General features: G+C 69.4%; 11 protein-coding genes. 9 read left to right on the forward strand and 2 right to left on the reverse strand.

The annotated features are described in order from the left end of the window. Window positions 1-31: 31 nt before the first annotated feature. Window positions 32-361: a hypothetical protein gene (locus ACIHAX_RS24275; RefSeq protein ID WP_355071913.1), complete on the reverse strand. Its 330-nt coding sequence runs from the start codon at window positions 359-361 to the stop codon at window positions 32-34. 109 nt (window positions 362-470) lie between these two features. After that, on the reverse strand, window positions 471-1343 hold the full coding sequence (locus ACIHAX_RS24280; RefSeq protein WP_397279677.1) for a hypothetical protein: 873 nt from the start codon (window positions 1341-1343) through the stop codon (window positions 471-473). A 65-nt stretch (window positions 1344-1408) separates the two neighbouring features. Here ACIHAX_RS24280 and ACIHAX_RS24285 point away from each other — a divergent pair, with 65 nt between their 5' ends. The 9 genes from ACIHAX_RS24285 (at window position 1409) to ACIHAX_RS24325 (ending at window position 9971) form a co-directional block, all read left to right on the forward strand. Next, complete coding sequence (locus tag ACIHAX_RS24285; protein ID WP_355071917.1) at window positions 1409-2440, forward strand: Ppx/GppA phosphatase family protein; 1032 nt, start codon at window positions 1409-1411, stop codon at window positions 2438-2440. Next, entirely contained in the window at window positions 2437-4041 is a 1605-nt protein-coding gene (locus tag ACIHAX_RS24290; protein WP_397279680.1) for a hypothetical protein, read from the forward strand. The genes ACIHAX_RS24285 and ACIHAX_RS24290 overlap by 4 nt, the downstream gene beginning before the upstream one ends. Before the next feature lie 110 nt (window positions 4042-4151). Continuing rightward, entirely contained in the window at window positions 4152-5030 is an 879-nt protein-coding gene (locus ACIHAX_RS24295) for a sugar phosphate isomerase/epimerase (protein ID WP_355071920.1), read from the forward strand. A gap of 139 nt (window positions 5031-5169) precedes the next feature. Continuing rightward, on the forward strand, window positions 5170-6057 hold the full coding sequence (locus tag ACIHAX_RS24300) for a thioesterase family protein (RefSeq protein ID WP_355071921.1): 888 nt from the start codon (window positions 5170-5172) through the stop codon (window positions 6055-6057). 32 nt (window positions 6058-6089) lie between these two features. Then, on the forward strand, window positions 6090-6908 hold the full coding sequence (gene proC, locus ACIHAX_RS24305; protein ID WP_397279682.1) for a pyrroline-5-carboxylate reductase: 819 nt from the start codon (window positions 6090-6092) through the stop codon (window positions 6906-6908). Between the two features lie 145 nt (window positions 6909-7053). Continuing rightward, window positions 7054-7356, forward strand: coding sequence for a helix-turn-helix domain-containing protein (locus tag ACIHAX_RS24310; protein ID WP_379254012.1), 303 nt, complete (start codon window positions 7054-7056; stop codon window positions 7354-7356). A gap of 226 nt (window positions 7357-7582) precedes the next feature. Continuing rightward, the gene (locus tag ACIHAX_RS24315) at window positions 7583-7684 is read left to right on the forward strand and encodes a 30S ribosomal protein bS22 (RefSeq protein WP_003402602.1); all 102 of its coding nucleotides are present in this window, start codon (window positions 7583-7585) and stop codon (window positions 7682-7684) included. Window positions 7685-7893: 209 nt separating this feature from the next. Beyond that, window positions 7894-8967, forward strand: coding sequence for an NAD-dependent epimerase/dehydratase family protein (locus ACIHAX_RS24320; protein WP_355071925.1), 1074 nt, complete (start codon window positions 7894-7896; stop codon window positions 8965-8967). Further along, window positions 8964-9971: a lysophospholipid acyltransferase family protein gene (locus ACIHAX_RS24325; protein ID WP_364424315.1), complete on the forward strand. Its 1008-nt coding sequence runs from the start codon at window positions 8964-8966 to the stop codon at window positions 9969-9971. Before ACIHAX_RS24320 ends, ACIHAX_RS24325 begins: the two co-directional genes overlap by 4 nt. Window positions 9972-10103 lie beyond the last annotated feature (132 nt).

Here is a 10103-nt window from a genome sequence, read left to right on the forward strand (position 1 = left end):
GGTGCTCTCGGCCGTTGCGTTCAGCGGTGTGTCAGGGGACGTAGATCCACGTGGTGCCGAGGGGGGTCTCGGTCTTCTGCAGGGTGATCCAGCCCAGATCGTCTTCCTGCATGCAGTCGTAGAGATCGACGGTGTTGGTACCGCGGCAGGCGATGGTGTGGGAGGTGCCGTACGGGCTCGCGATCAGGAGCTTGCCCGCGGCCTTGGCGTTGACCGCGGCCGGATCGGTGGCCGACACGAACTCCGTGGTGAAGTCGAAGAACTTGTGCGGGTCGCCGTTCGGCTCGGCGTGGGCTACTCCGGTCAGCGAGAGGGCGGCGCCCAGGGCGATGGTGGCCGCGGTGAGAACTTTCTTGGACATAACGGCACATCAAACCCGATCCGGGTAAAGCTCGCATGGCGACGGGGTGAACCGCCCGGCGAATCGGTCCGCCGACCGCGGCCGACCGAGCGCCCGACCGGCAAACTGGTCAGGCGAACGGATCCGTGGATTCGCGCATCCGCTCGGCGTGCACCGTCGCCGGGTGGACGGCGATCAGGCCGAGGCCCTCGCGGCGCTTGCAGTGCCTGGCCAGCTCCGCGTAGGCGGGCGCGCCGATCAGTTCGGTCAGCTCCGGTGCGTAGGACTGCCACACCGGCTTGCTGCCGACATGGGCGTCGGGAGAGCCGGAGCAGTACCAGTCCAGATCGGCGCCGCCCGGCCCCCAGCCGCGGCGGTCGTATTCGGTGATCACGGTGCGCAGGATCTGCACGCCGTCGGGCCGGTCCACCCAGTCCTGGGTGCGGCGGATCGGCAGCTGCCAGCACACGTCCGGCTTCACCTCCAGCGGCTCGATGCCGCGCCGCAGCGCCATGGAGTGCAGGGCGCAGCCGATGCCTCCTGCGAAGCCGGGACGGTTGAGGAAGATGCACGCGCTGTCGAACCGGCGCGTGCGCAGCGCGGGCTCGTCGTCCAGTTCGTCGAGTTCCAGGTAGCCGCTCTTGGTGACTTTGCCCTGCGCGTTGGTCGCCTCGTCCCGCAGCTGCCAGTCCTCGGGTGTGAGCATCTTCACAGCCCGGCTCAGTCGTTTGCGGTCGTCCTCGTCGGAGAGGAACGCGCCGTGCGAGCAGCAGCCGTCGTCCGGCCGGTCGGCCAGGATGCCCTGACAGGCCGGGGTGCCGAACACGCAGGTCCACCGCGACAGCAACCAAGTGAGATCGGCGACGATCAGATGCTCGTCATTTGCCGGATCTACGAACTCGATCCACTCACGGGGAAAGTCCGGATCGACTTCCGGGGCCGGGTCGATCTTCCCCGCTGGTCGGGGCCGGGTCGGGCTGCTCGGTGATGCGCCTACCGTCACGAAATAGGACGCTAACAGTTCAGTCGCCTGGGCTGAAGTGCCGCACCACCCAGTACCGTGTTCATGTGCGGCTTGGGGTACTCGATGTCGGAAGCAATACCGTTCACCTGCTCGTGGTGGACGCGCATCGTGGCGGTCACCCCCTGCCGATGAGCTCGACGAAAGCCACCTTGCGGCTCGCGGAGAACATCGACGTCGCCGGTCGAATCACCGAGGCGGGCGCGCAGCGGCTGATCGACACCGTGGCCGAATTCGCCAGCATCGCCGAGACGTCCAGATGCGTCGAACTGATGCCGTTCGCCACCTCGGCGCTGCGGGAGGCGGCCAATTCCGAGGAGGTACTCGGTCGCGTGCGCGAGTCGACCGGAGTCGACCTGCGGGTGCTGTCCGGCGTCGACGAGGCGCGGCTGACCTTCCTCGCGGTGCGCCGCTGGTACGGCTGGAGCGCCGGGCGCATTCTCAACCTGGACATCGGCGGCGGATCGCTCGAGATGACCAACGGCGGCGACGAGGAACCCGACGTCGCGCTGTCCTTGCAGCTGGGTGCGGGCCGGTTGACCAGGGAGTGGCTGCGCGAGGACCCGCCGGGCAAGCGCCGGGTCGCCGTGCTGCGGGACTGGCTCGACGCCGAGCTGGTGGTACCGGCGAAGAAGCTGCTCGAGCCGGGCAAGCCCGATCTCGCCGTTGGCACCTCGAAGACCTTCCGGTCGCTGGCACGGCTCACCGGAGCGGCACCCTCCGCGGCGGGTCCGCGGGTGCGTCGTACACTCACGAGCTCGGGTCTGCGCCAACTGATTGCGTTCATCTCGCGGATGACGGCGGCGGACCGTGCAGAATTGGAAGGCGTAAGTTCCGATCGGTCACAGCAATTGGTGGCCGGCGCACTGGTCGCGGAGGCGAGTATGCGGGCACTTTCGCTCGATACTTTGGAGATTTGCCCGTGGGCGCTGCGTGAAGGGCTGATCCTGCGCAAACTGGATACCGATATGAATGGTGGACCCGAAGCAACGTACTCAGCGGGCACGGCGACCGGTGACGGTCGGCCCGCGCCCGGCGGCGCGCCTTCGCCGGGCTCGATCGGGACGGTGTCGTCATGAGCGAGGATTCCAAACAGCTGTCGGTCGCGGAACTGCTGGCGCGTAACGGCCAGCAGAGCGGAGGCTCGTCCGGCGGTGGCAGACGTCGCCGCAGTGGCCGTGGCATCTCCGTCGCCGAACTGACCGGCGACCTGCCGGTCATCCGGGACGGCGGTGGCCACTCCGCGCACGCGGCGCCGGATTCCGACGCGGAGGAGCCCGCCTACGCGGCCCCCTCCTTCGATCCGCCCGCGCCGGAACCGGTTTCCTACTCACCCGAGCCGCAGCCCGATCCGTCGTCGTATTCGCCCATGTCGGGCCCGATTTCGATGTACGACCCGCTGGCCGGTTACGCGCAGCCGGACCCGCCGCAGGCCGATCCGCCGCCCGGGCGATCCAACCGGGTCATGCCCGGCCGGGAGATGCCCTCTTCGCGGCACGGCACGTCCTTCGATCCGCTGTCGCCGGATACTCCGGTGTCCGATCTGTTCTCGGTCGCGCCCGGTCCGTACGCCCCCGACCCACTGGCGGGTGTGCCCGAGACGCCCCCGCGCTCGGGGCGCAGGCGCAGGCGGGAGGAACCCGAAGAAGAGGCCACCCAGGTACGGTCCTGGCACGAGGCCCCGCCCGAGCCGTTCGGCCGGGACGCGCTGTCCGACCGCGGGGTCGGTGAACCGGGCCGCAACGGCCACGGAGAGCGGGACGCACCCGGCTTCGGCCGTTCGCCGCTGCCCGAACGCAACGGCGCCAGGGGCGGGCGCGCGGCCAGGCGCAGAGCGGCGGAGGCCGCGGAAGCCGCCGAGGATCTCGGTCCGTCCACCGCGGCCTGGTCCCCGTCCACCGGCGGTTTCGCCCCGGAATCGGAACCGCTGCCCCTTCCGCCGCCGCCCGATCCGAGACCGAAGCCGACCAGGCCCGCTCCGCCCGAGCCGCAGCAGGAGGCACATCGAAGATCAGCCCGCCGCGAGGGCGTCGGCGAGAACGGACTACCGGCCTGGTCGGCCCGCCGGCACAAGCCGCAGGCCGATTCCGCGCCGGAATCCGTCGGCATCCCGACCGCCGCGTGGTCGCTGGCCAGCCAGGATCAGCAGTTGCTCTCCGGCCAGACGGTCGCGGGCGACCTGCTGCGCGACGGCGTCGACCGGGCCGAACGCGGCGCGGCGGCGCGCAACGGCAGAGGCGGTCGCGGTAGGCGTGCCGCGGCCGAGGCCGCGGAACTGGACGGCGTCACCGACGTATACGAGCCGATCGCGCTGGACGAGGACGAAGACGACGAGGACGACATCGTCGACGAACCTCGCGTCACCAGCCGGGCCACCTCGCGCCGGTCCCGGGCCGTCAAGAAGGCGGAGGACGACGAGAACCGGCGCCAGTGGATGATCCTCGGCGGCCAGAGCACCGGCGCCGCCGTCGCGGGCATGCTGCTGTTCAAGGGCTTCGAGCGGATGTGGGAGATGCTCCCCTGGGTCGCGCTGGCCCTGGCGATGATCGTGATTCTCGGCCTGGTGGCCCTCGTGCGGATCCTGCGCAGGACCGACGACATCCTCAGCACGGTGATCGCCGTCGTCGTGGGCATCTTCGTCACCCTGGGGCCACTGGCCTTTCTTCTCAGCACGAACTGAGCATGGAGCAAGTCGTGGCGAATATCGGGCAGGCGAACGAGACCGGGTCGCGTACGGGCGAGGGATCGCCAGGAGATACCGGGGGCGCATCCCGGCCGAGGGAGATCCGGGTGGGGCTCTCGACCGCCTCGGTGTACCCGCAGAACACGGAGGCCGCGTTCCGTTACGCCGCCGAACTCGGCTACGACGGCGTCGAGCTGATGGTCTGGGCCGAGCCCGCCAGCCAGAGCATCGCCACCGTGCAGGCGTATTCGCGCAGATACGGCGTTCCGGTGCTCGCGTTGCACGCTCCGTGCCTGCTGATCTCGCAGCGGGTATGGGGTTCGGATCCGGTGGCCAAGCTCGAGCGCAGCGTGCACACCGCCCAGGCGCTCGGCGCGGGCACTGTTGTCGTGCACCCGCCGTTCCGCTGGCAGCGCCGCTATGCGGCCGGGTTCGCGGCGCAGGTGGCCGAGCTCGAGGAGAGCAGCCCGGTGATCGTGGCAGTGGAGAACATGTTCCCGATGCGGGCGGACACGCTGTTCGGCCGACGCGAAGGCGCGGTGCGCCGACTGGAGCGCCGTGGTGGCCCGGGTCCGGCGCTCACCGCCTTCAGCCCCTCCTACGACCCGACCGACACCGGGTTCCGCCACTACACCCTGGACCTGTCCCATACCGCCACCGCGGGAGCCGACCCATTGGCGCTGGCGGCCCGCATGGGCGCGGGTCTGGTCCATCTGCACCTTGCCGACGGCCGAGGCGCCGCGCACGACGAACATCTCGTTCCGGGCGATGGCACCCAGCCGTGCGTGGAAGTGTGCGCGAGCATGGTCCGCAGCGGTTTCACCGGCCAGGTCGTCGCCGAGATCAACACGCAGAACGCGCGCACGACCAAGGAGCGGGCCGAGATGTTGCATCGCACGCTGGCCTTCGCCCGCAAGCATCTGACCGAGGCCGCCGCGCCCACTCCCGCCGGCGCGCGGCACAGCTCGCCCGAACCACCGATGTGACGCTCGTCGCTACTCCGGTATGTGGCCATGGGGTTGGTCGCCGGTTGCGTTGTACGTTGTACGAACCCGTTGCCGACAGTGTGGTCGCGAGGCCGCGAACGACGCCATCGGGTGCGGTCGACGCAGGACAGGAGTGAGGATGACGACGGAGCTGACGGCCGAATTCGGCCCGGCGGCCACGACCGACGCACCGTTCAGCCAGGTGTGCGCGCTGGAACCGGCGCCGCCGCGGACGCCGGACACCGGCCGCTACCTGGGCTTCATCGACGACATCTGGACCATCGGCCCGAAGGTGCACGGCGGGACGATGGTCGCGGGCAGCGCGGCCGCGGCGACGAATTGGCTGCGCGCCGCCGATCCCGCGCTGGTCGGGATGGCGCCGGTCGCCGCGAGTTCCGATTTCCTCGGCGCGCCGAACCCCGGCGAGGTCGAATACGAGGTGCGCCTGCGGAAGATCGGTCGCCAGATCTGCCTGGCCGACGCCGACCTCGTCCAGAACGGCCGCGTCCTGGTGCGCACGGCGCTGACGTTCAGCCGCCTCGACGACGCCAACCCGATCTACGCGCCCGAGCACTCCGACATGCCCACGGAGCCGCCCGCCGATGCCATCGGCTACGAGCCCGGCTCCCAGATGGGCGACATCGTGCACGTCGGCCGAGGCGCCGACATCTATCTCGACCGCGACTGGGCCCGCTTCCTCGCGGGCGCGAAGGGCGAGCCGCGCCTGCGGCTGTGGATTCGTCCGCGACCGGGCGACGAGCAGGACCCGGACGTCGCGATGTACTTCGCCATGATGAGCGCCGACATGAGCCCGCCGGTCCCGATGAACCTCGGCCACTTCGGCTGGGCGCCCACCGTGCAGATGACCACCTACCTGCGTCGTAGGCCCGCGCCGGGCTGGCTGCGGATCGTCGCCACCACGCACGAGGTGGGCGAGCGCATGTTCGACGAAGATCAGCTGGTGCTGGACTCGACCGGCGCGGTCGTGGCGCAGAGTCGTCAGCTGGCGCTCGTTCCCCAGCGCTGAGCCGCCGCGCGCGCCGTCTAGCCTTGAGGCCCATGACGAGAATTGCGGTGATCGGTGGCGGGCGCATCGGGGAGGCGTTGGTCGCCGGGTTGCTGGAGTCCGGGCGGCTGACCAAGGATTTGGTCGTCGTGGAGACGCATCGGGAACGGGCCCATCAGCTCGCCGACCGCTTCGGCGTCCGGGTCACCGACGACCTCGCCGATGCAGCGGTCGGCGCGGATCTGCTGGTGATCGCGGTGAAACCGGGCGATGTGGACGCCGTGCTCGCGCCGCTGGGCAAGGCGGAGATCGGCAGCGACCGCGATCAGGTGCTGGTGTCGCTTGCCGCCGGTGTGCCGACCGCTCGACTGGAGGGCAAAATGCCCGCCGGGTTCCCCGTGGTGCGGGTGATGGCGAATACGCCGATGCTGGTGGGGCAGGGGATGAGCGTCATCGCGCCGGGGCGCTATGCGCGCGAGCGGCATCTGGAACTGGTGGCCGAGGTGCTCGGCGCGGTCGGCAAGGTGGTCACCGTGGTGGAGAGCCAGATGGACGCCGTCACCGCGGTGTCCGGATCCGGGCCCGCCTACTTCTTCCTGGTCGTCGAGGCCTTGGTGGACGCGGGCGTCGGGCTCGGGCTCACCAGGGATGTGGCCACCCAGCTCGTCGTGCAGACCATGGTCGGCTCGGCCGCCCTGCTGGACAGTTCGACCCAGACCGCGGCGGAATTGCGCGCCGCGGTGACCTCGCCCGCTGGCACCACCGCGGCCGCGATCCGCGAACTCGAGCGCGGAGGACTACGCTCGGCATTCTGGGAAGCCCTCTTCGCATCGAAGGAACGGTCGGTCGAACAGGGCGCATCAGCGGAGTGACCGGTCTGTTTAAAATCGGAAAACCCGATTTCTCACACCCGTCGCAGTAACACCACTGGTCCCGCTAAGCTTCAAGGAGCACGTGCGTGTCTGTTCCGCCGGTGGGGAAGCCGGCGGCGCGGACGTGCCGGAGGTCAATGGTGCAATGATGTCTGCGAACAAGATGTCTGCGAATTCCGGAGCGTCCGGCGGCTCCGGTCCCGCAGCAGGTCGGGGGAATTCCCGCGCACAGCGTGAGGCCGCGACACAGGGGCAACCTGTACTCGGCGGCGGCACCCAGTTTCTCACCGTCGCCGAAGTGGCGAGTCTGATGCGGGTGTCCAAGATGACGGTCTACCGGCTCGTGCACTCGGGCGAGTTGCCCGCCGTGCGTGTCGGGCGATCGTTCCGGGTGCACGCCAAGGCGGTGCACGACTATCTGGAAACGTCCTATTTCGACGCCGGATGAGGCGGTTTCGGTACCGCTGGGGCGTGACGGTACGATAGCTCCTCGGTTCGTGTTCGCCCGCCGGTGGCATCGTTGTTCGTTGCCCCGTGGTATCCGGCGGCGCGAACACGGGGCGTGAGGCTTGCCGAGTGACCCCGGCCCGTCGGCCGGGGCGCGGCAGACGGGCGTCCGGCAATCGCGCACGGGCAGCGTGCGCGCCGAGTAGAGAGAACGCGAGGACAACCCTATGGGTTCTGTGATCAAGAAGCGCCGCAAGCGCATGTCGAAGAAGAAGCACCGCAAGCTGCTTCGCCGCACGCGTGTTCAGCGGCGCAAACTCGGCAAGTAGGCATCGCTGCGTGGTAGCTGCGCGAGCCCGTCACCAATAGGTGACGGGCTCTTTTATTTGAAACTTGAAATTTTGGAATCACCGTTTGTATCACGTGACTGAAGTCATCGTTAGATCCTGGTTAATACTCTCGGTGCGCGGGTAGGTAACCGCTACGCTGGGCACTGGGAATAATCACAAGGGCGGCTGGCAAGGGAAAGCGGGTGCCGGTGAGTTCTGAGGGTCGGGAAGTGTACGCGCCGAAGGTCGTGCTGGTCACCGGGGCCAGCCGGTTCTTCGGCGGCACGGTCGTCGCCCGCCTCGCCCAGCAACCCGCGATCGAGCGGATCCTCGCCGTCGACACGATGACGCCGAGCCGAGAGTTGCAGCGGCGCATGGGCCGCGCGGAATTCGTCCGGGCGGACATTCGAAATCCGTTGATCCGTAAGGTGATCGATGGTGGCGAGGTGGATACCGTGGTGCACACCGCGCTGCTGACGCGCCCGCCCGCGGGCGGCGGTCGCGCGGTGATGAAGGATTACAACGTCCTCGGCGCGATGCAGCTGTTCGCGGTGTGCCAGAAGGTGGCTTCGGTGCGCCGGGTGGTGCTGCGCTCCTCGTCGGCGGTTTACGGTTGCAGCGCCAAGGATCCCGCGAAATTCACCGAGGAAATGAGCGCGCGCACACCGCCGCGCGGTGGCTTCGCGCGGGACATGATCGATATAGAGGGTTATGTTCGCGGGCTGGCCCGGCGGCGCCCCGATATCGCCACGTCAATTCTGCGATTCGCCCCCATCGTCGGCCCGCGGCTGGCCGCCCGCGGCGCGCAATATCTGCGTTCGCCGGTGACCCCAACCGTATTCGGCCGGGACGCCAGAATGCAGCTGCTGCACGAGGAGGACGCGGTGGCCGCGTTGACCCACGCGGCGCGCGGCGCGGCAGGTGGCACGTACAACATCGCGGGCGACGGCGCGCTGTCGCTGTCGCAGGCGGTCCGGCGGGCGGGCCGGATCGAGTTGCCCGTTCCCTTCACGGTGTTCCGCACCGCGGGTCGCCTGCTCATGGGCCCGGTGCTGCGGGAGTTCTCCGCCGAACAGCTCGACTATTTCCACTTCGGTTGTGGCCTGGACACCACGCGCATGCGCACCGAATTCGGGTTCGTGCCGCGCTGGACGACGGTGCAGGCATTCGACGACTTCATCGGGGGCGCAGCGTTGCGGCCCGTGGTCGATCCAGCGTGGATCGACGCCGCAGAACACAAACTGCTCGGCCTGCTCGGGGCCGGTACGGGAGCACACCAATGAACGACGTAGCGAAAGTCATCCGACTCCACGACCTCCAGATCGAGGCGCGCCAGCGGCCGGCGCCACGCAGGCTGGCCGCTTCGAGTCCGGTGACGTCGCTGGTGGAGCGGCGCGCGGCGGTCGCGCCCGCCGCGCCCCAGTCGCTGTCGGGCATGCTGCGCGGCGCGCTCGGCAAGCAGATCTCCAAGACCGCGGATTTCGCGCGCCGCAGGCTCACCGGCGACTACCAGGTCGACGAGTTCGGTTTCGACGAGCATCTGCTCGAGTCGGTCATCCTGCCCGCCCTGCGTCCGCTGTCGGACCTGTGGTTCCGGGTGGAGGTCAGCGGCATGGACAATCTCCCGGAAGCCGGCGGCGCGCTGATCGTGGCCAACCACGCGGGCACCGTGCCGATCGACGGTCTGATGCTGCAGCTAGCCGTGCACGATCGGCATCCCAAGCAGCGCGCGTTGCGCTTGCTGGCGGCCGACCTGATCTTCGAGACGCCGGTGCTCGGGGTGCTGGCTCGCCGGGCGGGCCACACGCTGGCCTGCCGGGAGGACGCCGAACGGCTGCTGCGCTCCGGCGAGCTGACCGGCGTGTTCCCCGAAGGGTTCAAGGGCGTCGGCAAGCAGTACACCGATCGCTACAAGCTGCAGCGCTTCGGTCGCGGCGGCTTCGTCGCCGCCGCGGTGCGCACCGGCGTGCCGATCATCCCGTGCTCCATCGTCGGCTCCGAGGAGATCTACCCGAAGCTGGCCGACCTCAAGCCGCTGGCCCGGCTCCTGGGTCTCCCGTATTTCCCCGTGACGCCGCTTTTCCCGCACCTCGGCCCGCTGGGGGCGGTGCCCCTGCCGTCGAAGTGGTACATCGAATTCGGCGCCCCCATCCCGACCGCGCCGTACGAGCCCGAGGCCGCCGACGACCCGATGACCATGTTCGAGGTCACCGACCAAGTGCGCGAGACCATCCAGCAGACGCTCTACAAACTGCTCACCAAACGCCGCAACGTTTTCACGGGGTAGCGGATGCGCTAGTGACCGTCGCGGGGGGGGGGTTGCGCCCCCCCCCCCGCCCCCCCCCCCGCCCCCCGGGGCCGGGGGGGGGGGGGGCCGCAAATTTCGGCCGGTCGGCCGGGTAGGGAGTCGCGGCTAACC

The sequence above is a fragment of the Nocardia sp. NPDC051929 genome, from assembly GCF_044548645.1.
In the GTDB taxonomy this organism is placed as follows: domain Bacteria; phylum Actinomycetota; class Actinomycetes; order Mycobacteriales; family Mycobacteriaceae; genus Nocardia; species Nocardia sichangensis.

Excerpts from the sequence above, each read along its gene's own strand:
- ACIHAX_RS24275 (WP_355071913.1), bottom strand. The coding sequence starts at position 361 with ATGTCCAAGAAAGTTCTCACCGCGGCCACCATCGCCCTGGGCGCCGCC.
- ACIHAX_RS24290 (WP_397279680.1), top strand. The coding sequence starts at position 2,437 with ATGAGCGAGGATTCCAAACAGCTGTCGGTCGCGGAACTGCTGGCGCGT.
- ACIHAX_RS24300 (WP_355071921.1), top strand. The coding sequence starts at position 5,170 with ATGACGACGGAGCTGACGGCCGAATTCGGCCCGGCGGCCACGACCGAC.
- proC (WP_397279682.1), top strand. The coding sequence starts at position 6,090 with ATGACGAGAATTGCGGTGATCGGTGGCGGGCGCATCGGGGAGGCGTTG.
- ACIHAX_RS24310 (WP_379254012.1), top strand. The coding sequence starts at position 7,054 with ATGATGTCTGCGAACAAGATGTCTGCGAATTCCGGAGCGTCCGGCGGC.
- ACIHAX_RS24315 (WP_003402602.1), top strand. The coding sequence starts at position 7,583 with ATGGGTTCTGTGATCAAGAAGCGCCGCAAGCGCATGTCGAAGAAGAAG.
- ACIHAX_RS24325 (WP_364424315.1), top strand. The coding sequence starts at position 8,964 with ATGAACGACGTAGCGAAAGTCATCCGACTCCACGACCTCCAGATCGAG.